We start from the raw sequence: 25,768 nt of genomic DNA, 5'->3' as shown, positions 1-25,768 counted from the left end.
AGTGGTATACCAACTTGGCATGCCAACCTACACCGACGCCGCCGTCCCGCGGGCCGCGTGGCGGATGCTCGCCCTCGGCGTCGCCGCGCAGGCCGCCGGGACCTTCCTCGTGAGCACGCCGGTGTACCTCATCCCGCTCCTGCACGAGCGCGACGGCCTGTCGCTGTCGCGGGCCGGGACGCTCGCGGCGGCCCCGACCTTCGGCATGGTCCTGACGCTCGTGGCCTGGGGCGCCCTCGCCGACCGGTTCGGCGAGCGCTGGGTCATCGCGGGCGGGCTGGCGCTCACCGCGGGCGCCGCGTTCGCCGCCGCACCCGCGCACGACCTCGTCCTGCTGGGGGTCCTGCTCGGTCTCGGCGGGGCCGCGGCGGCGAGCACGAACGCCGCGAGCGGGCGGGTCGTCGTCGGCTGGTTCCCGGCCCGGCGCCGGGGGCTGGCGATGGGCGTGCGGCAGGTCTCCCAGCCGCTCGGCGTCGCGGTCGCCGCGGTCGTCGTGCCCCCGCTGGCCGCCCGCCACGGCACCGGGGCGCCGCTCCTGCTGGCGGGCGCCGGGCTCCTCGTCCTGGCCGTGGCGTGCGCGGTGGGCGTCCGGAACCCGCCGCGACCGGCGGCGCGGGCCGCGGCCGGGGAGGCCGTGAACCCCTACCGCCGCGACGGGTTCCTGTGGCGCGTGCACGCCGTGTCGCTGCTGCTCGTCGTGCCGCAGTTCACGCTCTCGACGTTCGGGCTGGTCTGGCTGACCGTCGGTCTGGGGTGGAACGCCACCGTGGCCGGTGTCCTCGTCGGTGGTGCGCAGTTCGTCGGCGCCGTGGGGCGGATCGCCGTCGGGGCCCTCAGCGACCGGGTCGGCAGCCGGGTGCGGGTCCTGCGCTGGGTCGCGGTCGCCGGGGTGCTCGCCCTCGTCGCGCTCGCGCTGAGCGGCGCCGGTCACCTCCCCGTCCTCACGGGGGCCGTGCTGCTGCTCGCGACGACGGTCTCGGTGGCGGACAACGGCCTCGCCTTCACCTCCGTCGCCGAGGCGGCCGGGTCGCACTGGTCCGGCCGCGCCCTCGGCGTGCAGAACACCGGGCAGTTCCTCGCGGCCTCGGCCGTGGGCCCCGGCATCGGCGCCCTCGTCCCCCTCGTGGGGTTCGGCGGCGCGGTGGCCCTCGTCGCCCTGGCCCCGCTCGCCGCGCTGCCCCTCGTCCCCCGGCGCGACCTGCACGCCTGAGCGCCGTGGGCGTCGGGGAGGATGGACGGGTGGAACTCCTCGGTGACGCCGTCCTGCACGGCGGGGACCGCGCGACGCTGCGGCTGGCGCGCGAGTACCCGCACTCCGTCGCGACGCTGTGGACGGCGCTGACGGACCGCACGCTCACCCGGCTGTGGTGGGCCGACCTGCGCGCGGATCTCCGACCGGGCGGTGAGTTCTCGCTCGAGTGGCTCACCGGTCCGCCGGGTGAGCTGGAGTGGTGGCCCGGGCAGATCACGGAGTTCGACCCACCGCGGCTGCTGGAGCACACGAACTCCGAGCACGGGCTGCTGCGCTGGGAACTCGAACCCCTCGACGCGGGGGCCCTGCGCGCCCGCACCCGGCTGCGGCTGACGAACGACCTCGAGGGTGAGGACGCCTGGGTGCCCATGTCGCTGGCCGCCTGGCACCTGCACCTCGAGCAGCTCGAGGTCGCGCTCGACGGGGGTTCGGTCGACTGGAGCGCGTGGGCGACGGCGACGAACCTGCGGCTGCGGGAACTGCGCGCGGCCTACGCCGCGCACCTGCCGCGCTGACCCGTCAGCGGTGCTCCACGAGGTGCCGCAGCGCAGCCCGGTGGGCGCGGACCCCGGCGGCGACGACCAGCCCGACAGCGAGGACGTAGGCGCCCCCGACCATCGACGGCACCAGGGCCGGGTCCCGGTCGGAGCGTGCGCTCCCGAGCACCCAGACCACGACTCCCGGCGCCACCCCGAGGAGGAGCGTGAGCACGCCACCCCACCGCATCAACGGTTCCGCCGCGACGTGCCCGGCGCGCCAACTGCCGTCGGTGGCCATCGTGGCAGGGGTCCGCAGGCCCAGCAGGGAGTTCCGTTCCAGCGAACCGGAGCGGACGAGGGCGGCGACGGCGACCAGCAGGACCCCGAGGACCACCAGCCCGGCGCCTCCCGTGGCGGCCAGGGCCGCTGAGTCCGACACGCGCACCCCCTCGACCTCCCGCGCGTCGACGTCGCGCGCAGCGGAGTTCAGTGCACCAGCTTCAGCCCCACGACGCACCCCACGAGACCGAGGATCAGCAGCACCTTCACGAGGGAGACGGCTTCGACACCCGTCGCCATCGCGTAGCCGACGGTGAGGGCGGCGCCGATGCCGACCCAGACCGCGTAGGCGGTGCCCGTCGGGATGGACCGCATGGCGAACGCGAGCCCGACCATGCTGAGGACGACGGTGACCCCGAACACCACGGTCGGGACGGGCCGGCTGAAACCCTCCGAGCGGCCGAGGGCGGTGGCCCAGACGGCTTCCAGCACACCGGAGACGACGAGAACGATCCAGGACACGGGGTGATCCTCCCCCACCGTCTTGTCGCGGACCGGGTACGGCGGGCTCGTCCGGGCACCGGAGACCGGCGCTGGCCCCAGGTTCTCCCGGGAGGACGGACGGGTCAAGCCGGGCACAGGCTCAGCCCGCGAACTCCGCCGTCCGCACCCGGTGCTCGAGGAGGAACTCCCGGTCGACGTCGACCCCGAGCCCGGGGACCCCGGCGACCCGCACCACCCCGCGGTCCGCCGTCACGGGTGTCGTGACGTCGCGCGCGTAGTACTTCTCCGACGCCGAGACGTCCGAGGGCAGCGTGAAACCCGGCAGGCTCGACAGCGCGACGTTCGCGGCGCGTCCCACCCCGAACTCGTGCATCCCCCCCACCCAGGCCGGCCAGCCGAGTTCCACGGCCAGGTCGTGCGCGGCGCGCGCCGTCGTCAGACCGCCCATGCGGGAGACCTTCACGTTGAGGACGCGACCGGCCCCCAGGGCGTCGGCCGTGCGCAGGTCGTCGAGGGTGTCGATCGACTCGTCGAGGCAGACCGGGGTCACGACGTCCCGCTGGAACGCCGCGGACGTGGTGAACGCCCGCGGCGCGAACGGCTGCTCGAGCATCGTCAACCCGAACTCGTCGAGACGGCGCAGGGCCCGCAGGTGCTCGGGGTCGTCGGTGTAGGCGCCGTTGGCGTCGACGTGCAGGAGCAGCGCGTCCCCGAACGCCGCACGGACGGCCCGCACGGGTTCGACGTCCCACCCCGGCTGCACCTTGAGCTTGACCCGCGGGTACCCGTGCTCGACGTGGTGGAACTGCACCTGGGCCAGCAGGTCATCGACCGTCGGTTCGATGCCGAGGGACACCCCGGCGACCACCTCCGCGCGCGTCCCCCCGAGAGCCTGGGCCAACGGGACCCCCTGCAGCGCAGTCCACAGCGACCAGGCGGCCGTGTCCACGCCGGCGCCGGCGAAGCGGTGCCCCCGGACACGGGCGTACGCGTCCGCCACCTGCGAGGGGTGCTCGGCCGACGTGCCCACGACGGCCGGCAGCAGGTACCGGGTCGCGACGAGCCAACTCGTCTCCACGGTGTCCGGGGCGTAGAACGGGTCGCTCGGGCAGGCGACCTCGCCCCAGCCGGTGGCACCGTCGGCGTCGGTGAGTTCGACGAGCAGGTGTTCCAGGAAACCCTTGCGGTGCGAACTGGTCTGGAACTCGTGGACCAGCGGCAACCGGACCTGGTGCAGCGCAGCGCGCACGATCCTCACGACGACTCCCCCGCCCGGGCGAAGCCCCAGACCGCGCCGCCGTCCGCGCGGGCGCAGGTCACCGCGACGAACCCGTCGTCGAGCAGCCGGTGGAACTCCTCCCGCGGGGGGCCGTCCGGCGTGACCTCCAGCCGGGCGACGACCTCGGTGGGCCCGGCCGGGGCGCCACCGTCGGGCGCGAGGTCCCACTCCACGACGACCCGGTCCGTCCCGGGCCGGCGGTAGAAGTCGTCGACGTACCAGCGGCCGCGCGCGCCGAGGACGTCGAGGTTGAAGTGGGCGTTGCGCCCCTTGCCCGGGTCGAAGGCCCACCGCATCCGGTGGGTTCCCGTGGCCCGCACGACGTCCGCCTGCGCCTGCTTGAGGCGGCGCCCGAGACCGCGGCCCTGGGCGTCGGCCGCGACGGCCGCGCTCTGGGACCAGTGGTACTCCCCGGACCCGTCGCGGGCGGGGAACCCGTAGGCGAAGGCCACCAGCCGGTCCTCCTCGCGGAGTCCGACGACGCTCCCGCCGTTGCGGCCCAGGGCGGCCAGCAGCCGCGGGTTCAGCTCCACCCCCGGTTCACCCGCGGCGAGGACCTCCCGGTAGAGCGCGCACGCGGCGTCGACCAGTTCGGCGGTGTCCAGCACCACGGCCTCGGGTTCCACCCCGCCATCCTGCCCGTGCCTCCCGCCTGGCGTCCTGCCCGCCGTCCTGCCCGGCGTCCCCCGCTCCCGCCTGCCACGATCACTGGGTGAGCGTCCTGCACCTGCGCGTCGTGACCCCCACCCGTTCCGCGGACGACGTCCTGGCCGTCCTGCGCGCCGACGCCGGCGTCGTCAACCTCGTGCTGCACCGCGGGGTCGTCGTCCCGACGTCCCCGGGTGCCGGGGTCGCGGACCTCGTCGAGGCCGACGTCGCCCGCGAGGCCGTCGACGACGTCGTCGACGGGCTGCAGGCCCTGGACCTCGAACGGACCGGCTCGATCGTGCTGGAGTCGGTCGACACCGCGCTGGGCGACGCCGTCGCGCGGGCGGAGGAGGCCGCCCCGGGCGAGGGCGACGACGCGCTCATCTGGGAGCAGGTCGAACGCGCCGCCGACGGGGGCGCCACGGCGTCCGCGACGTTCTACGCGTTCCTCGTGCTCGCCACGCTCATCGCCGCGGTGGGGCTGCTCACCGACTCCCAGGTCCTCATCGTCGGCGCCATGGTCCTCGGGCCGGAGTTCGGGCCGCTGGCCGCGCTCGCGGTGGCCACGGTGCGTCGGCGGCGGGACCTGGTCGCCGGCCCGTTGCGGGCCCTCGGGCTGGGGTTCCCGCTGGCGATGGTCGTGACCGCCGCCGGCGTCGCGGCCCTGGACGCGGTCGGTCTCGTCCCGCAGGAGTTCCTCGACGGCCGCCGGCCGCTGACGTCGTTCGTCGCCTCCCCGGACGTGTTCTCCGTCGTCGTCGCCCTGCTCGCGGGGATCGCCGGGACGCTGTCGCTGACGTCGGCGAAGTCCGGTCCGCTCGTGGGGGTCTTCATCAGCGTGACGACGGTGCCCGCCGCGGCCGACTTCGCGGCGGGCGTCGTCACGGCGCAGTACGGCACGGCCCTCGGCGCGCTCGGACAGCTCGTCCTGAACCTCGCGTGCATCCTGCTCGCCGCCGTCGCGACGTTGCGGGTGCAGCACGCGGTCTGGCGGCGGGTGCGCGGATCCGCCCGGGCGGCCTGAGGCCCGGGCTACCGCACCGACCGGGCCAGCTGGACGAGGGAGTCGGGCGCGTCGTCGCGGGGCAGGAACAGTTCGACGAAGTGCGCGTGCCCCCCACCGGAGTCGCGGTCCGCGCGCACCTTGGCGAGGACCTCGACGAGGTCGGCGGGGGTGCGGACCTGGAACACGGGGGTCCCCGGCGCGCCGAGGGCCGCGGGCAGCCGGGTCCAGTCCCACTCCACGACGTCCTGGTACGGCGCCTCGGGGCTGCGGATGGCGCGCTCCACCGTGTAGCCGGAGTTGTTGACGAGCAGCACGGTCGGGGTGAGGCCCGTCGTCAGCAGACGCCCCAGTTCCTGGATCGTGAGCTGGGCGGAACCGTCACCGATGACGAGGACCGTCTCCCGCTCCGGCGCCGCGAGCATCGCCCCGAGGGTGGCGGGCAGCGTGTAGCCGATCGAGCTCCAGACGGGCTGGCCCAGCAGGTCGCAGCCGTCGGGCAGCGTGAGTTCCAGCGCCCCGTAGAAGGACGTCCCGGCCTCGGCGACGACGAGCGTGCCGGGCGTGAGCCAGTCCTGCAGCAGGGGCCACAGGTCGGCGTGGGTGAGCGGGCCGTCGGGTGCGGCGGGCACGTGCGCCTCGGTGGGTGCCACGGCCCGGCGCGGGAGCGGCGCGGGTCGCGGGGAGCGCGCCTCCAGCACCTCCTCGAGGATCCGCAGCGACTCCTCCAGGAACAGGCCGTAGAACGCCGCCCCCGCGATGCGCGCGTGGTCGAGGTGCAGGTCGACGGCGGCCTCGGGGTCGAAGTCGTGGGTGAAGGACCCCGTGAGGAAGTCGGTCATGACGACGCCCGCCAGGACGAGCGGGTGCGCCCCGTCGACCCGGCGGCGGGTCTCGGGGTCGCGGGTGAAGGTGCCGGCGTAGACGCCGAGGTTCGCCGGGTGGGACTCGTCGAGCATCGCCTTCGACGCCGACTGCGTCGCGATGCGCACCCCGTTCTGGGCGGCGAGCGCGCGGACGCGGTCCTCGAGGTGGCGGCGGTGCAGCCGCGGTCCGGCGAGGACGGTGACCTCCTTCGCCCCGCCGAGGAACTCCGCGAGGGCGGTCCGGAAGTCCTCGGCGGCGGTGGGGTCGCTGCGCAGGACCCGCAGGGGCCGGGCCAGCGGGGCGGCGGAGACCTGCGCGACGGCGACGTCGGCCGGGACGCCGAGGTAGACGGGCTGGGAGGAGCCGACCGCGGTGAGCAGGGCCCGGTCGATGGCGGTGCCGGCGTTCTGCGCCCGGACGACGACGGCGCTCGCGCTGACCTCGGCGGCGATGCGGACGAAGTGGCCGAAGTCGCCGTCGGCGAGGGAGTGGTGCAGGAGGGCGCCGTCGGCCATGGCCCGCGTCGCCGGGAGCCCCACGACGTGGACGACGGGGACGTCCTCGGCCCGGCTGCCGGCCGTCGCGTTGACCGCCGACAGCTCGCCGACACCGAACGTCGTCACGAAGGCGGCCGGCCCCCGTCGCAACCGAGCGTGACCGTCGGCGGTGTAGCCGGCGTTGAGCTCGTTGCTCGACCCGACCCACTGCAACGCCGATCCGCCGAGCATCTCGTCGAGCAGTCCGAGGTTGAAGTCGCCCGGCAGACCGAAGAGGTGGCGCAGTCCGAGCTGCTCCAGCCGGCGGGCGAGGTAGGTGCCGACGGTGACGGTGGGAGTCATGGGACCGATGACACGACAGCCGGTCGGAACGCACAAGAGAGACGCGTCACGTTGGTCGTTCCGACCAGTCCAGCACGGGATCATGCACCTACGCTGGTCGACGTGACCACCCTCGACGACACGGACCGGCGCATCCTCCTCGCGCTGGACCGCGATCCCCGGGCGACCGTGGCCCAGCTCGCACTGACCCTGGGACTGGCCCGGGGCACCGTGCACAGCCGTCTGGAACGCCTCGCCGCCGAGCGGGTCCTCCGGGCGAACTCGACGCGTCTGGACCCCGGTCGGATCGGTCTGCCCATGCGGGCGTTGGTCACAGCGGGTGTCGAACAGAGCGAGTTCACCGGGCTCATCGAGGACATCGCCCGCATCCCCGAGGTGGTCGAGTGCCTCGGCATCTCGGGCGACTCCGACCTCATGATCCAGATCGCGGCGCGCGACGCCGACCACGTCTACGACATCACCCAGCGGATCATGCGCTGCCGGGGCATCCGGCGGACGTCCACGTCCATCGTCCTGCGCGAGCTGCTGGGCTACCGGATGGACCACCTGCTCGGCTGAGCGCGCCGTCGGAGCGTGCCGCTCGGGGCACCCACCGTGCACCCGGTGTTCGCGGTGAGTTCGCCCGCCATTTCCGGGGCCCTGTCAGCTTGTGCCTGCCCCCGGAGCCGGCGCCTCGCGCCGGAACACCCTGACGAGAGGTACTTCGTGTCCGACACGCAGAACACCCCGAACGAGGACGGTGCGCAGGAACGGCGCGGGTTCTTCACGCGCCGCGGCCTGCTCGGCACGGGCGGTCTCGCGACCGCCGTCGTCTTCGGCAAGGGCCTGGTCGACGCCTCGTCGGCGTCCGCCGCGCCGGCGTACGTCCCGGCCCAGCTCAACGTCAAGGACGCGCACTACGGCACCACCGTCCGCCGCATCGCGCTGGCGGCCACCACCGGCACCGCCGTGCGGATCCTGCCCATCGACCGGGCGAAGTTCCAGGTCGGCGCGACCTTCGACCTGCGCATCGAGGCCACCGGCGTCGACCCCGAGACGACGAAGATCGTCGTCAAGGTCAGCGACGGCAGCGGACCCGCCCCGCTGCTCAGCCCCGCTCCCGTCCGCACCAGCTCGGCGCCGGACTCGGTCGAGGTCACCTTCAAGAACCTCATCTACCCCGCCGCGGGCACCTACCGCATCGCCGCCGCCGTGACGTCCTCGAAGGGGTCGGCCTCCCAGGAGGTCGTGCACGAGGTCGTCCTGTCGAAGGCGAAGGGCAAGGCGGCGAAGAACGTCATCTTCCTGCTGGGCGACGGCATGGGGCAGGCCGCCATCACCGGCGCGCGGATCCTGTCCAAGGGGATCGTGGAGGGCAAGTACAAGGCCCTGCTCGAGATGGACACCATGGACCACCGCGGGAACGTCACGACGTCGGGGTGCGACTCCATCGCCACCGACTCCGCGAACTCGATGTCCGCGTACATGACGGGCCACAAGTCCGCCGTCAACGCCATGGGCGTGTACCCCGGGAACTCCGAGGACCCCGCCGCGAGCCCGCACGTCGAGACGATGGCCGAGGTCCTCAAGCGGGCCCGCGGGATGTCCGTCGGCATCGTCACCACGGCCGAGGTGCAGGACGCCACCCCGGCCGCGGTGTTCGCGCACACGCGTCGCCGGTCCGAGTACGTCAGCATCATGGACCAGGCCCTCGAGCCCGGGCAGATGCCCGACGTCTTCATGGGCGGCGGCCGCGCGACCTTCCTGCCCCAGTCGCAGAAGGGTTCCAAGCGCAAGGACGACCGGAACCTCATCGAGGAGTTCAAGGACAAGGGCTTCGCCTACGCCGGCACCCGGACCGAACTCGCCGCCGTCATGGCGGCCGGGACCCCGGACAAGCTGCTGGGCACCTTCACCATGAGCCACCTCAACGTCTACATCGACCGCCAGGTCACGCCGAACCCGAAGGTCCTGGGCGACTTCCCCGACCAGCCGGGTCTCGTCGAGATGACGAAGGCCGCGCTGAAGGTGCTGGAGAAGAACGACAAGGGCTTCTTCCTCATGGTGGAGGGCGCCTCCATCGACAAGTCCGAGCACCCGCTCGACGGTCCCCGCGCGGTCTACGACACGATCGAGCTCGACCAGGCCCTCGCCGCCGCCAAGGAGTGGGCGAAGGACCGCGACGACACCCTCATCGTCATCACCGCGGACCACAACCACGCCATGAGCATCGCCGGGACGCACACCCTGTCCAAGCCGGGTTCGCCTGCGCGCCAGCAGAACGGCGTGTACGCCGACGCCGGGTTCCCGACCTACGTCGACTCCAACGGCGACGGGTTCCCCGACGACCCGAACCCCGACGTCCAGCTGTTCTTCGGCTGGTCCAACCACCCGGACCACCCGGACGACTTCGCGCACAACGCCGTCCTGGAGCAGCCGGCACTGGAGGACCCGGTGACCGAGCGGGCCTACCCGAACCCCGCGCGCGACCCGGGGTCGGTCGTCCAGATCGGCAACCTGCCGCTCGACGAGACGAACTGCGTGCACACCGTCGAGGACGTCTTCATCGGCGCCTCGGGCCCGGGGTCGGAGGGCTTCGCGAAGCTGCTCGACAACACCGAGGTGTTCCACACGATCTGCCAGGCGATCGGTCTGCAGATCCCGACGTACTCGCTCAAGAGCACCGCCGGGAAGCTCGCCGAGACCGAGGTCGCCGCGACCGCCGCGCCGGCGTCGACCCCCGCCGCGACGACGGGTGCGCTCGTCAGCTGACGCACCACCGTTCCGTCGGGGCCTCGTCGCCTCCACGAGGTCGATCACCGTCCCCGTGGAGGCGACGAGGCCCTTCCGCGTGGGACCGGGCAGGCTGGTCCCGTGGCCACCGCGTTCCTCCTCGTCGGGCTCCCCGCCGCCGGCAAGACGACCCGCGCCCGCGTCCTGGAACGGGAGCGGCCCGCGCTGCGCCTGACGACCGACGCGTGGGTCCTGCGCCTGTTCGGCGGGGAGAACCCCGGTCCGCAGCGCGACGCCGTCGAGGGTCTGCTGCTCACGACCGGTCTGCGCGCCGCCGCGCTCGGGGTCGACGTCGTCCTCGACTTCGGCTTCTGGTCGCGCGCCGAACGTGACGCGCTGCGCCACGTCTTCGGGGCGGCCGGGGTGACCTGCGTCGTGGAGCACCTCGACGTCGCGCCCGACGACCAGCGCGAGCGGGTGGCCCGGCGGTGGGACGAGCGCCCCCAGGACACCTTCCCCATCTCGGGCGACGAGCTGACGGCCTGGCGGGCCGTCTTCGAGGCTCCCGACGCGGCCGAGCTGCGCGGCGGGCCGGTCGCCGCTGCGCCGCCGGCAGCCTCCTCGTGGGCAGCGTGGGCGACCGAGCGCTGGCCCGGTTTCGACCCGTCGGCCGCGACGTCGCTGTGTGTGACCCAGGACACGTCTGGGTGCGTGTAACGATCCCGGGCGGCGCAGCGATGTCGCGGGTGAGTCCGGGGGGCGTGTCCAGGTCGGGGGGGCCCGACGGCACGACGGACTCGGGGGGAAACGCAGTGCGCAAGAACTGAGTCCTACGGTCGGGGGGTCGACCGGAGGACGGCTCGGCCCGGGAGTCCGGGGGGTGTGTCTCGACCGGGGGGTCGGAGAGGACGCATCGGGCTCGCGGGAGTTCGGGGTGACAGCCTGGTGGCCGGGGGGTCGGCCACCAGGCAACCCCCCCTCGCAACCCTCCTCCCTGCGTTCAGTCCGGCAGGTAGAGGCAGAAGACGTGGCCGTGGGGGTCACGCAGCACCCGGACCGTCTCCTGCGGCTGGAACTCCTCCAGCACGGCGCCACCGGCGACCGCGTGGTCCACCGCGGCGGCCAGGTCGTCGACGGCGATGTCGAGGTGGTCCTGCACCTGCTGCCCGCCCCCGGTCGCGGGCCACTGCGGCCGCACGTAGCTCGTCTCGCGCTGGAACGACAGCCCCGTCCCACCCGGTCCCCGCAGGACCACCCAGTCCGGTTCCTCCGACACCGTCTCGAAGCCGAGCAGGTGCCGGTAGAACCTCGCCAGGCTCGGCGGGTCCGGGGTGTCGAGGACGGTCGCGGTCAGCCGGAGCGTCGTCACCGCCCCAGCGTCGACCGTCACCGCCGCACACGCACCTTGCGCCAGACGTCGCGCAGTCCCCACGGCAGGACGATGGCGGTCCACATCACGAAGAACATCGCCCCGCCGAGTTGGAAGAACCACCAGAAGAGCGGCCCGGTGCCCATGAGCGCGAGGGACGCCGCGATGCGGCCGGCGGGTCCGAAGGAGACGCTCGTGCGCTGCCAGCGCGAGTAGCGGAGCTCGACGGGGACGACGGGGACCGGGTCGTCGGAGCGGCGCGTCGAGGACGGGCCGCGGAACGTCGGCAGCGGGGCCGGGGCGAAGCACTGCGGGCACCACGTGTCCACCCGTCGCAGCGCGCGAGCGCAGTGCGGGCAGTCCGGGCCGGGCGCCTCGGGGCCCGCGGGGTCCACGACGGGTTCCACTCCCTCCCATCGTGCGCCTCCGGCCTGTCCTTGAGCCTCGGGTCTGGTCGGGACGAGCGCCCGGGCGCAGACTGGGCCCCCGACCACCCGAGGAGGACCCCGTGGCACGACCGAGGATCTTCGGCGTGCCCTTCGCCGACATCCACCCCCTCTACGTGGCGAAGGTCGAGCGCAAGGGCCGGGACCCGCAGGACGTCGACCGTGTCGTGTCCTGGCTCACCGGGTACGACGACGACGGCCTGCGCAGTGCGATCGCCGACCGCGTCGACCTCGAGACGTTCTTCGCCCGGGCACCGCGCATGAACCCGGACGCGACGCTCATCACCGGCCTCATCTGCGGGCACCGCGTGGAGGAGATCGAAGACCCTGTGATGCAACGGATCCGGTGGATGGACAAGCTCGTCGACGAGGTCGCCCGCGGGAAGCGGATGACGTCCGTCCTGCGCGGGGGCGACCCCGTCACCGCCCCACCTGCGCGGGCGGGAAGGTGATGGTCCACCATCGTGCCGTGATCGACTCCGCGGAGCCGTCCTCCCTGGACCTGGAACGCGACCGACGGGCCGTCGCCCGCGCCCGCGCGTTCGTCCGGGACCACTGCGCCCAGTCCCAGGTCGCCGAGGGCGTCTGCGACACCGCGGTGCTCCTCGTCAGCGAGCTCGTGACCAACGCGGTCGAGCACGCCCGCAGCCGCGTGCGCCTCGCCGTGGCCGTCAGCACCCGTCGCGTGCACGTCGAGGTCGGCGACCAGAACGCGGCCCTGCCCGCCGTCCGCCACCCCGACGCCGCCGCCGTCCACGGTCGGGGCATGGCCATCGTCGACGGACTCGCGGAGGACTGGGGCGTGCGGCCGGACGGGCGCGGCAAGACGATCTGGTTCGACCTCCCGCGGTAGGGGCGGAGCTCGACCCCCACCCCTCCTCCGGTTCAGCGACGGGGGGCCATCGCCAGGTGGACGAGGTGGGGGGAACCACTCTCGTCCTGGCCGGGGACGGGTTCGGCGTAGCGGCGGACGAGGTCGGCGAGTTCGCGTTGGAGAGCCTTGGCGCGCGTCCGGTCCAGGTGGAGCTCCGCGTACTGGTCCCAGACGGCCGGGGAGCGGTCGGCGAGGACCTGCGGCCAGAAGCCGTCGGAGTCGAGGAGCCCGCGCGGCACGAAGTCGCGGTTCACGGCCCCGCCCCTCGTCCGGTAGAGGTGGGTCCCCCAGCCGGCCTCGGCTCCCAACTGCAGCCAGGCGTGCTGTGCCGCGGCCGCCAGGTCGTCGGCCGCGTCGGCACGGCTGCTGCGGAAGACCTCCGCCAGGGACTCGGCCGTCGTCAGGACCAGCGGCACGAAGACCGCGTCCGCCACCGACCGGTAGTGGCGCACCGGACGACCGGCCCTCGGGGTGGTGCGCGTGTGCGCGAGGAGGTCGAGGTCGAGCATGCGGCGGATCCGGTAGGTCACGGAGCCGATGTCGACGCCCAGGTCACGGGCCACCTGCCCGGCCGTGGTCTCCCGGGCCAGGAAGGGCGCGAAGTACCTGAGCGAGCCCGGCGTGCTGAGGAAGCGTGCCGCGACCTCGGACCGGACCGTCCGGGCCCGAGCGCCGGGGTCACGTCTACTGAAGGGTTCGCCTTCCACCTTCAGCAGGCTAGCCACGAGCGTGCCGCCATGGTGTTCCGCGGTCGACAGTCGGTCCGGAGGCGGCGTCGGCCGCACGGCCCCCGGGCCTCGTGGCGACAGTGGGGGCCTGCCTTCACGGTGCTGTGGTCGGCCAACCTCCTCACCAGCTCGGCCGGCTGGTCGACGGGGCTGGTCGTCTCCATCCACGTCTACTCGCTCACCGGATCGGCGACGGCCGCCGGAGTCCTCCTCGTCGCGACGACCGCGCCCGCAGTCCTGCTCGGCGGTGTCACCGGCGCCCTCGCAGACCGGTACGACCGCCGGGCCACACTGGCGGCGGCGAGCGCTGCCCGCGTACCGGTCCTCGTGGGCCTCGCGCTCGCTGCCGGAAGCACGTCCGCAGAGGGGTGGTGGCCCGTCCTGGTCCTCGTCCTGGTCGACGCCGTGGCGCGGCAGGTGGGCGTCCCGGCGGAACAGGGTCTGGTGGCCGACCTCGCGGGTCCCCACCTCCCGGCCGCCGCTGCCGCGAACTCCACCGCCACCAACCTGGCGCGGCTGACGGCCCCGGCTGCTGCTGGCTTCCTCTACGCTGCAACGGGTCCGAGCACCACGCTGTGGACCCTGACCGTCTGCCAGGGAATCGCTGCCCTCCTGCTGGCGGGCCTCGCGCTCTGGCGGCGCGACCGGCGTGGGGTACCCGAGCCGACGCGTTCCCCGCCGCGCTGGACACCCGGGGTGGGGATCCCCCTGGTGTGGAGGAACCGGCACCTGCGCGCCGTCACCGTCCTGTACGTCCTCGACGGCGTGAAGGAAGGCGCCCTCAGCAGCCTCTTCACGCCGTTCATGCTGAGCGTCGTCCGCGTCGGTCCGGACTGGATCGGCGTCACCAACGGGGCGTTCGCGGTCGGCGCACTGCTCGCCGCTCCGTGGGTGCCCGTCGCGGTCAGGCGGTGCGGCCGCCGACGGACCGTCGCAGTGGGGGCGTCCTGCAGCGCCCTCGCCCTCCTTCCCCTCCTCCTCGCACCGTCGGGCCCGACCGCCGTGGTCGCGTTCGTCCTCGCGGGAGCACCGTTCACCCTGTCGTGGGTCGTGGCCGGCACCACCGTGCTCGAGCACGCCCCCGCGGCACGGCGTTCCACCGCCGTGGGGACCACCGGTGGCGTGTGGGCGGGGGCGATGCTCTCCAGCGCCCTCGTGTCCGGCCCGACGGCCGACGTCGTCGGCCCCACAGCTGTCCTCCTGGTGGTGACCCTCGCGCACGTCGCAGCGGGACCCGCCTACCTCCTCCTGTGTCCGAGCGACGCCCCGCACACCGGAGGGCGACGGTGAGGAGGTGACGGGTTCACCGCGGCCGCACCGCTGTGACGAACAGCCGGTCGCTCCTCCCGCCGACCCCGGGAGCGGTCCGCACCTCAGCGAGGCCCGCGGTCTCGAGGCGGTCCCGGAGTTCCTCGGCCGTCCATGGACGCATGCGGAACACGAAGTCCCGCACCACCGGTTCCCGCCCGCTGCTCCGCACGTCGTGCTGCTCGTCCACGACGAGCAGACCGTCCTCCCAGCGGCTGCGACTGGTGAAGGTGGCGAGGCCTCCGCCCGCCAAGGCAACCGTCCTCGTGCGAGCCGTCCAGTCTGCCCGCTCCTTCGCGCGCCGGGCCTCCCGGACGTCGAGCGCCAGCAGACCGCCGGGGCGGAGCAGGCGCGCGAAACTGCCCGCGACGGCATCTCGCTCCGCGTCCTCCACGAGGTCGTTGAGGACCCCGCGGCAGGCGATGCCGTCGAAGGGGCCGGCCAGCACCGGGTCGCAGAGGTCGTCGTGGTGCGCCGGGCTGCCGGGGCACCGGACGGCGGCGATGGCGAGCAGTTCCGCCGACGCGTCGAGGAGGGTCACCCGGTACCCGAGGTCGGTGAACGCGGCCGCGTGGCGGCCGGTGCCGCAGCCGGCGTCCAGCAGCGTTCCCCGCTCGGCCGCGCGATCGACCAGCGCGCGGTGCACGGCCGTCACCCAGGGTGCGACCGCGTCCGGGACGAACTCGTCGTAGAAGGTGGCGAAGGCGTCGTAGAAGGGACGTTCTCCCGCCGTGCCGAACGATGCCGAACTCACCCACCGATGGTGTCAGGCCGGTCCGGACCCTGGCGAGGTGCGTGCGCGGAGGTGAGGGGGTTCGCATTCCTCTCGACGAACGCGCGTTGCATCCCTAGAGTCGGAGGAGCGGCGCCCACGAGAGTGACGACCTCCGAGCCGCTCGCCTGGTCCGCGTCACCGGACGGTCGAGGTCGGCCCGGTCCGGGTCGACGAAGGTGTGGTGGCACCGCGAGCAACCCGATCGCCCACACCTCCCGGGGTAGGAACTCCTGGAGGTGACCGTGAGACGCACCACGAGACGAACGATGAACGCGACCCTGCCCACCCACGCCGGAGAGGCCGTGCGCGTCGAGGGCTGGATCCACCGCCGCCGCACGTTCGCGGGACTGACCTTCCTCGTCCTGCGCGACCGCTCGGGACTGACCCAGGCCGTCGTCACCGACGGATCGACCCGCCGGCAGGTCGAGGACCTGCCCGAGGAGACCGTGGTCCGGGTCGAGGGAACCGTCCGGGCGAACCCGAAGGCGCCCGGAGGCGTCGAGGTGATCGCTCCCGTGGTCACCCCGCTGAGTCCGCCCGCGTCCCCCTCACCGGTGGAACTGTGGCGTCCCCGACTGGACGCCGCTCTGCCGACGCTGCTGGACCACGGTGCGATCTCCTGGCGGCACCCGGCGCAGAACGCCGTCTGGCAGGTGGCCGCGGCGTCCCTGCGGGGTTTCCGGCAGACCCTGGACGCCGCCGGGTTCACGGAGGTCGCGACGCCCAAGGTCACGGCCACGGCGTCGGAGTCGGGCGCCGACGTCTTCTCAGTCGACTGGTTCGGGCGGCCGGCGTTCCTCGCCCAGTCGCCGCAGTTGCACAAGCAGGTGCTCGTCGGGGTCTTCGAACGCGTCTACGAGACCGGCCCGGTGTTCCGCGCCGAACCTCACGACACCGCCCGCCACCTCGCCCAGTACACGTCCCTCGACGTGGAACTAGGGTTCCTCGAGGACCACCACGACGTGCTCGCGGTGCTCCGCGACGTGCTCGCCGGGATGGCGGCCGCGGTCGCGGAGCAGGTCGGAGGAGGAACGCGGCCACCGGGGCTGGAACTGCCCGTCGTTCCCGCGGTGGTCCCCGTGCTGCACTTCCGTGACGCGCTCCGCCTCGTCGGCGCCGACCCGGAGGAACCCGACCTCGCCCCGGAGCACGAACGTGCCCTCAGCCGGTGGGCGCTGCGCGAACACGGCAGCGAGTTCCTCGCCGTCGAGGGGTACCCGGCGGCCAAGCGCCCGTTCTACACCCACCCGCAGCCGGACGACCCCCGTTGGACGAACTCCTTCGACCTGCTGTTCCGGGGGCTGGAACTCGTCACGGGCGGGCAGCGCCTGCACCGGCACGCCGACTACGTCCGCGCCCTGACCGCCCGAGGGGAGGACCCCGAGAGGTACCGCAGCTACCTGGACGTCTTCGCGCACGGCATGCCCCCGCACGGGGGTTTCGCGATCGGGCTGGAACGGTGGGTGGCCCGGTTGACCGGGCTCGACAACGTCCGCCGCAGCACCCTGTTCCCGCGCGACCTCCACCGGTTGACGCCGTGACGCTCCTGGACCACGCGACTGCCGAGCGCCTCTGCAGCACCGCTCTCGGGCAGCCGGTGCAGGTGGACCACCTGCGCCGGCTGCGCGGTGGGACGAAGAAGGGGGTGTTCCGGGTCGGCACCACGGACGGGCGGTCGGTCGTCCTGTACGTCTGGCACCCGGAGGAGGACTGGTGGCACGGGTCGCAGGACCCGGCCGCGGACGTCGAACCCTTCACCGCGGCGAACGGGCTGCACCTGCTGACGGGTGCGCACGCCGTGCTCACCGCGGTGGGCGTCCGCGTCCCGCGTGTGCTCTCCACGGAGGAGGGAGGGCGGAGCGGAGTGCCGGACACGGCCGTCGTCGAGGACGTCCCCGGAGCATCGCTCGCGGACCTCCTGGACAGCGATCGTGTGGCCACCGGGGTCCTCGCCGACCTCAGGGGGCACCTGCACCGACTCGCCGCGACGAGGAACCCGCGCTGGGGGAAGGTGGGGCGTCCCGGGGTCGGCCCGGACGCCCAGCCGCAGGTCCCCTTCCACGAGGTGGTGCTCACTCGCGCGGAGCGGCACCTGCAGGCCGCCGCGGCCCGGGAAGCCCGGCTGGACCGAGTGACCGGGAGCGTAGGAGCTGCCCTGCGGGACCGCGCCGCCGCCGTCCGTCCCCGGGACCAGGCCGGCTACGGGCTGGTCCACGGCGAACTCGGCCCGGACCACGTCCTGCTCGACCGCGAGCACCGGCCCGTCCTCGTGGACCTGGAGGGCGTCATGTGGGCGGACGTCGAATGGGAGCACGCCTTCCTGGCACTCCGCTTCGGGGATCACTACGAGGCCCTGCGCCTCCCCGGGCTCGACCCCGCTCGCCTGGGCCTGTACCGCTTGGCGCTGCACCTCTCCCTCGTCGAGGGACCGCTCCGGCTGATCGACCAGGGGCTCGCGAACAGCGGGTTCATGGCCGAGATCGCCGAGCACAACCTGCACGAGGTCCTCGCCGCCGTCTCCGGCTGAGATCCTCGACGAGTGAGCGCTCCCCCGACCTGGATCCGTCGTCTCGAGGGGGCCGGCTGGGTCGTGCTGACCGTCTCCGCAGGTTTCCTCAGCGTCGCGAACGCGGTCGACGGCGACCGGGTGCGCTCGGTCCTGTACCTCGTCGCCAGCGCCGTCGGGGTGCGCAGCCTCTGGCGGTTCGTGCGGAGCGGTCCGCGGAGCAGGGTCGACCAGGGGCCGGACGAGGCGGCGGCCGTGCGGGAGTGGCCCGCCGCGCGCGTCCGCGGGCTCGCCCGGGACCTCGGGGTGGGCACCGGGACGTCGGACGACCGGATCGCCCTCGTCAAGGGGATCCGGGAGGCAGACCCGCGTCTCGGGCTCGTCGCCGCGAAAGGGTTGGTGGACGACCTCGTGGACTAGAGGCCCCGCACCCACCGGTCCGCCTCGCGGCGCGTGCGCAGGCGCACGACCGGCAGGTCGGGACGCTCTCGCAGGACCCCGCGAACCCGGTCGGCGTTGCTGCGGTGGGTCCGCCAGGACCACCGGACGACGTGGTCGGGGTCGGTGATCAGCGTCCGGAACGGGGGTTCGACGTTCCCGTTCCACAGGAGCTCCCGCCGCACCCGGCGCACCACCGTCCGGCGCACGAGCTGCCGCTGGACGACCCACCGCGGCAGGTCGAGCCAGACGAGGAGGTCCGCCCGCCCGAGCAGGTGGGGTCGCACGGTGCCGTACTGCCACTCGGTCACCCACGCGGGGTCCGCGGTGAACCGGTGGACGTCCTGCTCGAACTCGGGGCGAGGCACCCACCCCGGCCCGTGGTAGAGCCCGTCCAGCTCGACGTGGGGCACGCCGAGCACCGCGGAGACCCGGCCCGCCAGCGTGGTCTTCCCCGCCCCGGAGGCCCCGGCCACGAGGACCCGGGCAGGACGGCGGGGCAGCGCGTCGTCGGGACCCAGCAGCGGCACGCAGCGACGCTAACCCCCGTCGTCGGCGACGTCCCGGAAACCCCCTGTCGGTCGGCGCCGCAGGTTCCTAGGGTGGGTCGGTGGCCAGCATCCTCAGCGTCAACGTCGGCGAGCGCCGGTCCATCGCCGCGAAGTCGGGGACGAGCGGCATCGACAAGCGTCCGGCCGAGGGGCCCGTGCAGGTGCGGGCACCCGGGCCGAAGGGTGTCGGCGGCAGCGGCCTCGTCGGGGACCACATCAGCGACACCGCGAACCACGGCGGGGACGACCAGGCCGTCTACGCCTACGCCCGCGAGGACCTCGACGCCTGGGAACGCGACCTCGGCCGTCCGTTGGCGAACGGCACCTTCGGGGAGAACCTCACCACGGCGGGCGTCGACGTCAACGGCGCCGTCATCGGCGAGCGGTGGGTCGTCGGCGACGTCGTGCTGCAGGTCTCCTGCCCGCGGATCCCGTGCGTGACCTTCGCGGTGTGGGTGGGCGAGCAGAAGTGGCTGCCGCGGTTCACCCGGGCCCGTGTCCCCGGTGCGTACCTGCGGGTGCTGACGCCCGGGACCCTCACCGCGGGGGCCGAGGTCCGGGTCGCGGACGTCCCGGCCCACGGCGTGACCGTCGCGACGGCGTTCGCCGCGTTCACCACCGAACCCGAGCTCCTGCCGCTGCTGCAGGGAGTTCCGGAGTTGCCGCGCGAGGACTCCGAGGCGGTGGCCCGCCGGCTCGCGAAGCACTGACGGACGCGCCGCGTGCAAGGGTGGCCCGCGTGACCTGGCTGGTGCCCCTCGTCCTCGCGGCCGCCGCGTCCGGGTGGACGGGCCTCGCCGTGTCGCGGGCGAAACCCGGTGAGCGGGTGCGGTGGTGGGGTCCGTCGGTCGGCCGTTCGTGGGGTCAGCTCCTCCCGCGGCTCGTGACCCTGGTGTTCGGGGTGGCCGCAGCCTCCGAGGGCCGTCACGCGGTCGGCGACCGCAGTTGGTTCCTGGCGCTGTGCGCCATGGTCGTCCCCTTCGAGCTGGCGGTGGCGTGGCACAACGCCCGGCTCGGGCGGACCGGCTGAGCCCCGGGGTTCACTCGTCGCGCAGGTCGCGCAGCACCTCCCGCGCCAGCGCGTCGCCGCCGGCCGCCCCGGTCCTCAGGTGCTCCTCCGCCTCGGCGTCCCGCCCCTGCTCCAGCAGCAGCATCGCGAGGTTGTGGTGGCAGTGCAGGTCCCCGGCGGCGATGCCCGCGCGGTACGCCTCCTCCGCCGCGACCTCGTCGACCTCGTCCCTCACCGCCCCGGACCGGTCGTCGAGGTCGTCACCGCACAGCAGGTTCCCCAGCGGCAACCAGCACGCGGTGTGGCCGAGCTTGGCGCCGAGTTCCAGCTCGGCGCGGGCCTGCGTCCGCCGCCCCGTGCTGAGGAGGAGTTCGGCGAACGCGGCCCGGGTGTCGCCGTCGACGGCCGAACCGGTGCGCAGGTCCTCCTCGAGCGCCGGGTCGCGGGTGCGTTCCCAGCGCCAGCGGGCCAGGAGCGCCGCGACCTCCGCGTCGCTCGGGTCGCGTCCGGAACCCCGGGCGACCGCCTGCGCCAACCACGCCTCGGCCTCCGGGCGGCGGTCCTGTTCGTCGAGCAGGTGGGCCAGGTTCAGGCAGCCCACCGCCTGGCCGGCCCCCTCCCACGCCCCCGTGTAGGCACGCTCGGCCCCCGCGTGGTCCCCGAGGAACTCCAGGACGATGCCCAGGTTGAGCCACGCGGCCGGCTCACCGGCGGCGACGGCGTGTTCGTAGGCGTCGACCGCCTCCTCCGCACGGTCCAGGTCCCGCAGGGTGTTCCCGACGTTGAACCAGCTCAGGGCGTCCCCGAGGGCCACCGCGCGCTCGAAGCAGACGAGCGCCTCGGCGTGGCGGTCCACGTCGGCCAGGTCGCAGCCGACGTCGACCAGCTCGACGACGTCGTCGCCGGCGAGCGCGGCCGCCGCGCGGTCGCTCAGCCCGCTGCTCACCCCACGCTCCCCGGCGGAGCCGGGAGGTGCCGCGCGAGCGCCGACGAGGGACTGAGGAACCGTTGCGGCAGAGCGGCTCGGGTGCGCAGGGCGGCATAGCGCCCCAGCGGGTGGTCGCAGGGTTCGACGACCCAGTCGCGGTCCTCGTGGGCGTGCGCGAACCCGTCGACCTCGGCGGGGGCGTCCAGCAGGTAGACCCCACCGGCGCCGAGCTCGAGCTCGACGTCGTGCACCTCCAGCAGGACCACCGCCCAGGGCGCCCCGGGGGCGGCGAGGAGGGCGGAGTCCCGGTCCGGCTGCCAGAGCACCGTGAACCCGCTGCGCTCGAACCCCGTCAGCGCCTGCCGCAGGTTCGTCACCGGGTGCTTCTCGAACCCCAACCGCACCGCGCGTCCCCCGTCCGTCTCGCGTCGCCCGCGCGTCACCCTCGACGCGCGCGGCCATCCTGCCCCACGGTGCGGCGATGAGTTCCGACACCTCCGCAGGTCGAGACGACATGACCACCCCGATGACGCCCCCGGTGACGCCCCCGGTGACCACGCCCCCGCACAGCACGCTGCGCCGCGACCCCGTCGTGGCCGACCGCCCGCCCGTCCCCTACGTCGGTTCCCGCCGCACCGTCACGATGACGACGATGGGGCTCGTGGCCGACCGGATCGGCGCCCTCGTCGAGCTGGTCCTGGCGCGCGGCCACGTGCCGGCGGGCCCGGTGTTCCTGCGCTACGAGGTCATCGACATGGCCGCCGAGCTGGTCGTCGAGGCGGGCGTGCCCGTCGGTGAGGGGGTGGCCGAGGACGTCACCGCTCACGGCGGCCAGGACGTGCACCACGGCGTCCTGCCGGCCGGGCGCTACGCCACGGTGGTGCACCGCGGCCACCCCGACACCCTCGTCGGGGCGACGGCCGACCTCCTGGCCTGGGCGGACGCGGCGGGTCTGCGCTTCGACGTCCGCCCCTCCCCCGCAGGCGACGTGTGGGGGTGCCGCCTCGAGAACTACCTCACCGATCCGCGCGAGGAACCGCGCCTGGACCGGTGGGAGACCGAACTGGCGTTCCGGCTCGCGGACTGAGCGGTCCCGTCAGCAGCGGGCCGTCTGGGGCAGCTCGACCGGCCCGACGACGCGGTTGCGGCCGGCGCGTTTGGCGTCGTAGAGGCGCTCGTCGGCGCGGGCCATGAGCTCGGACCACGACGCGCCGCCCTCCTCGGTGCTCGCGTACCCGAGGCTGACGGTGACCGGCAGGCCGGTCGTGCAGCTGTACCAGTCGTGCTCGGCGACGAGCCCGCGCAGGGTCTCGGCGGAGGTGGCGACGGAGGGCAGGCTCCACCCGTCCCAGACGACGACGAACTCCTCGCCGCCGAGCCGCGCGACGAACTTGCCCGGCGACCCGAGGACGAAGTCGGTGAGGACCTGCCCCAGGTCGCGCAGGACGGCGTCGCCCGCGTCGTGGGAGCGCTCGTCGTTGATGCGTTTGAAGTGGTCGAGGTCGACGATGGCGACGGCCACCGGACCCGGCCCCTCCAGCACCTCCCGGGCGTGGTCCTCGACGGCGCGGCGGTTGGGCAGGCCCGTGAGGGAGTCGGTGAAGGCGAGCGTGCGGAACCGGTCCCGGTCGCGACGGGCCGTCGAGTTGTCGAACTGGGCCTGAGCGAGCATGGACCGGGCCGCGTCCTGGCGCTTCTGCAGCCGGACGTGCTCCTCGTGGAAGCGCACGTGGGCGCGGTAGGCACCCTCCCAGTCCCCCTGCGAGGCGCGGTAGGCCGCGTCGGCCTCCTCGATCTCGACGAGGACACCGGCGAGCTGGCGCTGCGTCCCGACGCCCCGCGCGGTCTCGAGCTGCTCCAGGGCCTCCTGCGGACGGTCGAGGCCGATGAGGATGCGGAACGCGGTGAGGCGCACGATCGGTTCGTGGTCGGCACCGACGTCGGGGGTGTCGGGCAGGAACGCCTGGCTGATCGTCTCGAGGGCGTCCTCGAGACGACCGTCGTGCATCTCGATCCACGCGATGGTGTCGAGGTCGGCGCTGCGCAGCCGCAGGCCGTGCTGGGCGCAGACGCGGCGCATCCGCGCGACCAGCCGGACGGCCTCGTCGAGGAACCCGCGGTCGGCGTGGTCCCAGGCGGAGTTGTTCAGCGCGAACAGCTCCAGCCGGTGGTCCTCCTCGACCGCCGCGATGGCGAGGACCTCGTCGATGAGGGTGTCGTAGGAGTCGGTCGAACGGTCCAGGACGACGCTGAGGCCCAGCAGGTGCTCCGCGCGCAGCCACCCGGGGGCGTCCGCGGGCAGTTCCTCCAGCGACCGCACCCCGTGCCAGCGCGCCTCGGAGGGGTCACCGGCCTGCAGGTGCATGAGGGAGCGGATGAAGTGGGTGCGGGCGAGCAGTTCGGCGTCGCCGGCCTCCTCGGCGATGCGCAGCGCGGCGTTGACGAGGAGGCTGGCCCGGTCGAGAGCCCCGGCGGAGCAGGCCATGTCCGCGCGGACGAGGCTCGCGCGCGCAGCCGTGACCTGGTCACCGACCGCGAGCGCCCGCTCCTCGAGGTGGAGGGCGGCAGGACCCTGGTCGAGGAGGTCGTACCCGCGGGCACGCTCGAGGGCGCGCACCTGGTCCAGGAGCGCGCTCCCGGACCCAGGACGCGTCATCTAGAACGCATCGGTCGCAGCGGGCGGGATCTTGAGAGGGCTCACCCGCTCGCCGCGACCCGGATCACCAGCGGGCGTGCACGTGCTCCGCGACGAGGTCGCGGTAGACCTCCTCGACGGCGTCGAGCTGCGCGGCGGTGGGCGCGGGGAGGTCGGCCGCGGCAGCGTTGACCCGGGCCTGCTCGGGCGACCGGGCGCCGGGGATGACGACGCTGACGCCGGGCTGCTCGACGATCCAGCGCAGCGTGAACGCCGCGAGCGGGGTGTCCCCCGCGACGTCGGCCAGCCGCTTCGCCGCGGCGACACCTGCGTGCAGCGGGACGCCCGCGAACGTCTCGCCCACGTCGAAGCTCTCCCCGTTGCGGTTGAAGTTCCGGTGGTCGTCGGCGGGGAAGGTCGTCGACTCGTCGATCCGCCCCGTCAGGAGCCCCGACGCCAGCGGCACCCGCACGACGACGCCCACGCCGGCCTCGGCCGCCGCCGGGAGGAACTCGGTGACCGGCTTGAGGCGCAACGGGTTGAGGATGATCTGCACGCTCGCCACGTGCGGTCGGGCGACGGCGGCCAGGCCCTCGGCCACCGTCTCGACCGAGACGCCGTAGGCGCGGGTCCGGCCCTCCTGCACGAGCGTGTCGAGCGCGTCGAAGACCGCGTCGGTGTGCAGGACGTCGCTCGGCGGGCAGTGCAGCTGGACGAGGTCCAGCGTGTCGACGCCGAGGTTCTCGCGGCTGCGGTCGTTCCAGGCGCGGAACGCGTCGAGCGTGTACGCCGCCGCGACGTGCGGGTCGGCCCGGCGGCCCATCTTCGTCGCCACGACGACGCCGTCCGGCGCCGTCGGCAGGAAACGGCCCAGGAGCTGCTCGCTGCGGCCGTCGCCGTAGACGTCGGCGGTGTCGAAGAACGTCACCCCGGCGTCGGCCGCGGCCTGCAACGTCCCCAGCGCGGCGTCCTCGTCGACCGTGCCCCAGCTGCCGCCGATCTGCCAGCAACCCATCCCGACGACGCCGACGTCGCGGCCCGTCCTGCCCAGAGTCCTCGTCATCACGGGTCCGACCCTACGAGCGCTCAGTCCGCGTCGCGCGACCACGCCACGAGGGCGGGGACGCAGCGCTGCGCGAAGTCGGCGTAGTCGTCGAGGGTGTTGTAGGCGTGCGCGGACAACCGCAGGAACGCGTCGTCGCCGAAGCCCGTGAACGCGCACTCGACGGCGAACTCGGCCAGGACCCGGTCGCGCAGGGCGTTGCCGCCGCCGGGACCGGACCCGAGGGGGCCCGGCAGGCGGACGAGCCGGAACGGCACGGCGGGCGTCCCGACGTCCACGCGGTGGTCCTCGCCCGTGAGCTCGGCGAACGCACCGGCGACGAGGTCGGTGGCCCGTTCCACGAGGTCGGTCGCGTCCCGGCGGACGCGGTCCCAGCCGATCTCCCGCTCGACGGCGTCGAGGGCGTCGGGCGCGGCGAGCCAGCTCGTGAAGTCCTGCGTGCCCTGCTCGTCGAAGTTCACCGGGAACGGTTTCCCGGTGCCCCAGGAGTCGACGAGCGGGCACAGCTGCTCGCGCACCGGTCCCCGCGCGACGAGGACACCCGAACCGCGCGGGGCGCAGCCGAACTTGTGGAGGTTCCCGACCCACACGTCGCAGTCCACGCCCGCGAGGGGGTCGGCCAGCATGAGCGGGACGTGCGCGCCGTCGACGAGGACGGGGATCCCGCGGGCGCGGGCCGCCGCGCTCACGCGGTCCACGGGCAGGAACCGGCCCGTCGGGGACGTGACGTGGTCGACGACGACGAGGACCGTGCGGTCGGAGAACTCCGCCGTGATCGCGTCCGCCGCCTCCTCCGGACCCGCGGCGAGCGGGACGTGCGCCGTCCGGACCGTGCACCCCCAGCGCCGCGCGAACCGCTGCGCGCCCATCGTGACGGCGCCGTAGCCGTGGTCGGTGACGACGACCTCACCACCCGGTTCGGCCCGCAGCGAGGAGAACACGACGGTGGCCCCGGCGCTGGCGTTGGGGACGAACGCGACGTCGTCGGCGGTGAGGCCGAGGTGCGGAGCGACGCGCGCCCGTGCCGCCGCGATGCGCTCGGGGACCCCGACGAACCACCGGACCGGCGCACCCTCCATGAGCGCGCGGTACGCGCTCTGCGCGTCGAGCGCCGGCTGCGGGACGGCGCCGAACGAACCGTGGTTCAGGTGCCGGACGGTCGGGTCGAGGGCCCAGGTGAGCGTCACGTTCCGCAGTCAACCAGGCCCTTCGCGGGGGCCGGGGGTGGGGATCGTTGTCCCCCACCGCACCCGCCCCGCGGTGACGCAGGGTGAGG

Annotated in this window: 30 protein-coding genes and 1 riboswitch; of the genes, 15 read left to right on the top strand and 15 right to left on the bottom strand. The window is 74.1% G+C overall.

Translation table 11 applies throughout. The annotated features are described in order from the left end of the window. The first annotated feature begins 19 nt into the window (after window positions 1-19). Together AB0637_RS03905 and AB0637_RS03900 are read left to right on the top strand one after the other, a co-directional pair. Complete coding sequence (locus AB0637_RS03905) at window positions 20-1,210, top strand: MFS transporter (RefSeq protein ID WP_366169854.1); 1,191 nt, start codon at window positions 20-22, stop codon at window positions 1,208-1,210. 29 nt (window positions 1,211-1,239) lie between these two features. Continuing rightward, window positions 1,240-1,767 carry an SRPBCC domain-containing protein gene (locus AB0637_RS03900; protein WP_366169853.1) on the top strand — a complete coding sequence of 176 codons (528 nt, stop codon included), beginning with the start codon at window positions 1,240-1,242 and terminating at the stop codon, window positions 1,765-1,767. A gap of 4 nt (window positions 1,768-1,771) precedes the next feature. Here the strand turns inward: AB0637_RS03900 and AB0637_RS03895 are convergent, their stop codons facing one another. From AB0637_RS03895 to AB0637_RS03880, 4 genes are all read right to left on the bottom strand, one after another. Then, window positions 1,772-2,170, bottom strand: a complete 399-nt coding sequence (locus AB0637_RS03895; RefSeq protein WP_366169852.1) for an SdpI family protein — start codon at window positions 2,168-2,170, stop codon at window positions 1,772-1,774. Between the two features lie 47 nt (window positions 2,171-2,217). After that, window positions 2,218-2,532, bottom strand: coding sequence for a multidrug efflux SMR transporter (locus AB0637_RS03890; protein ID WP_366169851.1), 315 nt, complete (start codon window positions 2,530-2,532; stop codon window positions 2,218-2,220). Between the two features lie 11 nt (window positions 2,533-2,543). Further along, a riboswitch (guanidine-III (ykkC-III) riboswitch) is annotated at window positions 2,544-2,608 on the bottom strand. Between the two features lie 45 nt (window positions 2,609-2,653). Beyond that, window positions 2,654-3,772 carry an o-succinylbenzoate synthase gene (menC, locus tag AB0637_RS03885; protein ID WP_366169850.1) on the bottom strand — a complete coding sequence of 373 codons (1,119 nt, stop codon included), beginning with the start codon at window positions 3,770-3,772 and terminating at the stop codon, window positions 2,654-2,656. Continuing rightward, window positions 3,769-4,419, bottom strand: coding sequence for a GNAT family N-acetyltransferase (locus AB0637_RS03880; RefSeq protein ID WP_366169849.1), 651 nt, complete (start codon window positions 4,417-4,419; stop codon window positions 3,769-3,771). Before AB0637_RS03880 ends, menC begins: the two co-directional genes overlap by 4 nt. 86 nt (window positions 4,420-4,505) lie before the next feature. On the opposite strand from AB0637_RS03880, the gene AB0637_RS03875 reads away from it, so the two are divergent. Continuing rightward, on the top strand, window positions 4,506-5,465 hold the full coding sequence (locus tag AB0637_RS03875; RefSeq protein WP_366169848.1) for a DUF389 domain-containing protein: 960 nt from the start codon (window positions 4,506-4,508) through the stop codon (window positions 5,463-5,465). An 8-nt stretch (window positions 5,466-5,473) separates the two neighbouring features. Here the strand turns inward: AB0637_RS03875 and AB0637_RS03870 are convergent, their stop codons facing one another. Beyond that, window positions 5,474-7,150, bottom strand: coding sequence for a thiamine pyrophosphate-binding protein (locus tag AB0637_RS03870; RefSeq protein ID WP_366169847.1), 1,677 nt, complete (start codon window positions 7,148-7,150; stop codon window positions 5,474-5,476). Window positions 7,151-7,252: 102 nt separating this feature from the next. On the opposite strand from AB0637_RS03870, the gene AB0637_RS03865 reads away from it, so the two are divergent. The 3 genes from AB0637_RS03865 (at window position 7,253) to AB0637_RS03855 (ending at window position 10,579) form a co-directional block, all read left to right on the top strand. After that, entirely contained in the window at window positions 7,253-7,708 is a 456-nt protein-coding gene (locus tag AB0637_RS03865; RefSeq protein ID WP_366169846.1) for an Lrp/AsnC family transcriptional regulator, read from the top strand. Between the two features lie 147 nt (window positions 7,709-7,855). Then, window positions 7,856-9,901, top strand: coding sequence for an alkaline phosphatase (locus AB0637_RS03860; RefSeq protein ID WP_366169845.1), 2,046 nt, complete (start codon window positions 7,856-7,858; stop codon window positions 9,899-9,901). A gap of 102 nt (window positions 9,902-10,003) precedes the next feature. Further along, complete coding sequence (locus AB0637_RS03855; protein WP_366169844.1) at window positions 10,004-10,579, top strand: ATP-binding protein; 576 nt, start codon at window positions 10,004-10,006, stop codon at window positions 10,577-10,579. Between the two features lie 283 nt (window positions 10,580-10,862). Here AB0637_RS03855 and AB0637_RS03850 read toward each other — a convergent pair whose 3' ends face one another. Together AB0637_RS03850 and AB0637_RS03845 are read right to left on the bottom strand one after the other, a co-directional pair. Beyond that, window positions 10,863-11,231 (bottom strand): VOC family protein, encoded by a 369-nt coding sequence (locus tag AB0637_RS03850; protein ID WP_366169843.1) that lies wholly within the window; start codon window positions 11,229-11,231, stop codon window positions 10,863-10,865. A 17-nt stretch (window positions 11,232-11,248) separates the two neighbouring features. Further along, window positions 11,249-11,638 (bottom strand): hypothetical protein, encoded by a 390-nt coding sequence (locus tag AB0637_RS03845; protein ID WP_366169842.1) that lies wholly within the window; start codon window positions 11,636-11,638, stop codon window positions 11,249-11,251. Between the two features lie 101 nt (window positions 11,639-11,739). Here AB0637_RS03845 and AB0637_RS03840 point away from each other — a divergent pair, with 101 nt between their 5' ends. Next, window positions 11,740-12,129, top strand: a complete 390-nt coding sequence (locus tag AB0637_RS03840; RefSeq protein WP_366169841.1) for a DUF2200 domain-containing protein — start codon at window positions 11,740-11,742, stop codon at window positions 12,127-12,129. A 17-nt stretch (window positions 12,130-12,146) separates the two neighbouring features. Next, a complete protein-coding gene (locus AB0637_RS03835; RefSeq protein ID WP_366169840.1) occupies window positions 12,147-12,530 on the top strand; it encodes an ATP-binding protein in 384 nt (127 codons plus the stop codon). Between the two features lie 32 nt (window positions 12,531-12,562). Here the strand turns inward: AB0637_RS03835 and AB0637_RS03830 are convergent, their stop codons facing one another. After that, entirely contained in the window at window positions 12,563-13,258 is a 696-nt protein-coding gene (locus AB0637_RS03830; protein WP_366169839.1) for a hypothetical protein, read from the bottom strand. A gap of 120 nt (window positions 13,259-13,378) precedes the next feature. Here AB0637_RS03830 and AB0637_RS03825 point away from each other — a divergent pair, with 120 nt between their 5' ends. Then, a complete protein-coding gene (locus tag AB0637_RS03825) occupies window positions 13,379-14,569 on the top strand; it encodes an MFS transporter (protein WP_366169838.1) in 1,191 nt (396 codons plus the stop codon). A 13-nt stretch (window positions 14,570-14,582) separates the two neighbouring features. On the opposite strand, the gene AB0637_RS03820 is transcribed toward AB0637_RS03825, so the two are convergent. Continuing rightward, a complete protein-coding gene (locus AB0637_RS03820) occupies window positions 14,583-15,341 on the bottom strand; it encodes a class I SAM-dependent methyltransferase (RefSeq protein WP_366169837.1) in 759 nt (252 codons plus the stop codon). 287 nt (window positions 15,342-15,628) lie between these two features. Between AB0637_RS03820 and aspS the strand changes: the two genes are divergently transcribed. From aspS to AB0637_RS03805, 3 genes are read left to right on the top strand one after another with little or no spacing between them, the layout of a single operon-like run. After that, the gene (aspS, locus tag AB0637_RS03815) at window positions 15,629-16,903 is read left to right on the top strand and encodes an aspartate--tRNA(Asn) ligase (RefSeq protein WP_366169836.1); all 1,275 of its coding nucleotides are present in this window, start codon (window positions 15,629-15,631) and stop codon (window positions 16,901-16,903) included. Next, window positions 16,900-17,889, top strand: a complete 990-nt coding sequence (locus AB0637_RS03810) for a phosphotransferase (RefSeq protein WP_366169835.1) — start codon at window positions 16,900-16,902, stop codon at window positions 17,887-17,889. Before aspS ends, AB0637_RS03810 begins: the two co-directional genes overlap by 4 nt. Before the next feature lie 12 nt (window positions 17,890-17,901). Then, the gene (locus AB0637_RS03805; RefSeq protein WP_366169834.1) at window positions 17,902-18,288 is read left to right on the top strand and encodes a hypothetical protein; all 387 of its coding nucleotides are present in this window, start codon (window positions 17,902-17,904) and stop codon (window positions 18,286-18,288) included. Here AB0637_RS03805 and AB0637_RS03800 read toward each other — a convergent pair. Then, a complete protein-coding gene (locus AB0637_RS03800; protein ID WP_366169833.1) occupies window positions 18,285-18,836 on the bottom strand; it encodes an AAA family ATPase in 552 nt (183 codons plus the stop codon). The genes AB0637_RS03805 and AB0637_RS03800 overlap by 4 nt on opposite strands. An 89-nt stretch (window positions 18,837-18,925) precedes the next feature. On the opposite strand from AB0637_RS03800, the gene AB0637_RS03795 reads away from it, so the two are divergent. Together AB0637_RS03795 and AB0637_RS03790 are read left to right on the top strand one after the other, a co-directional pair. Continuing rightward, the gene (locus tag AB0637_RS03795; RefSeq protein WP_366170039.1) at window positions 18,926-19,567 is read left to right on the top strand and encodes an MOSC domain-containing protein; all 642 of its coding nucleotides are present in this window, start codon (window positions 18,926-18,928) and stop codon (window positions 19,565-19,567) included. A 29-nt stretch (window positions 19,568-19,596) separates the two neighbouring features. Further along, window positions 19,597-19,887, top strand: a complete 291-nt coding sequence (locus AB0637_RS03790; RefSeq protein ID WP_366169832.1) for a hypothetical protein — start codon at window positions 19,597-19,599, stop codon at window positions 19,885-19,887. 10 nt (window positions 19,888-19,897) lie between these two features. Here the strand turns inward: AB0637_RS03790 and AB0637_RS03785 are convergent, their stop codons facing one another. Together AB0637_RS03785 and AB0637_RS03780 are read right to left on the bottom strand one after the other, a co-directional pair. Then, on the bottom strand, window positions 19,898-20,812 hold the full coding sequence (locus AB0637_RS03785) for a tetratricopeptide repeat protein (protein ID WP_366169831.1): 915 nt from the start codon (window positions 20,810-20,812) through the stop codon (window positions 19,898-19,900). Beyond that, entirely contained in the window at window positions 20,809-21,198 is a 390-nt protein-coding gene (locus AB0637_RS03780; protein ID WP_366169830.1) for a hypothetical protein, read from the bottom strand. Before AB0637_RS03780 ends, AB0637_RS03785 begins: the two co-directional genes overlap by 4 nt. Before the next feature lie 110 nt (window positions 21,199-21,308). Here AB0637_RS03780 and AB0637_RS03775 point away from each other — a divergent pair, with 110 nt between their 5' ends. Continuing rightward, the gene (locus AB0637_RS03775; RefSeq protein WP_366169829.1) at window positions 21,309-21,881 is read left to right on the top strand and encodes a GyrI-like domain-containing protein; all 573 of its coding nucleotides are present in this window, start codon (window positions 21,309-21,311) and stop codon (window positions 21,879-21,881) included. Window positions 21,882-21,890: 9 nt separating this feature from the next. On the opposite strand, the gene AB0637_RS03770 is transcribed toward AB0637_RS03775, so the two are convergent. The 3 genes from AB0637_RS03770 to AB0637_RS03760 form a co-directional block, all read right to left on the bottom strand. After that, window positions 21,891-23,450 (bottom strand): GGDEF domain-containing protein, encoded by a 1,560-nt coding sequence (locus AB0637_RS03770; RefSeq protein ID WP_366169828.1) that lies wholly within the window; start codon window positions 23,448-23,450, stop codon window positions 21,891-21,893. Window positions 23,451-23,514: 64 nt separating this feature from the next. Continuing rightward, window positions 23,515-24,495, bottom strand: coding sequence for an aldo/keto reductase (locus AB0637_RS03765; protein WP_366169827.1), 981 nt, complete (start codon window positions 24,493-24,495; stop codon window positions 23,515-23,517). A gap of 20 nt (window positions 24,496-24,515) precedes the next feature. Next, a complete protein-coding gene (locus AB0637_RS03760; RefSeq protein WP_366169826.1) occupies window positions 24,516-25,679 on the bottom strand; it encodes an aminotransferase class V-fold PLP-dependent enzyme in 1,164 nt (387 codons plus the stop codon). Between the last annotated feature and the right edge of the window lie 89 nt (window positions 25,680-25,768).

It is taken from the genome of Kineococcus sp. NPDC059986, from assembly GCF_040702905.1.
Taxonomy (GTDB): Bacteria; Actinomycetota; Actinomycetes; order Actinomycetales; family Kineococcaceae; genus Kineococcus.
This window is presented reverse-complemented; position numbering and strand designations above follow the sequence as displayed.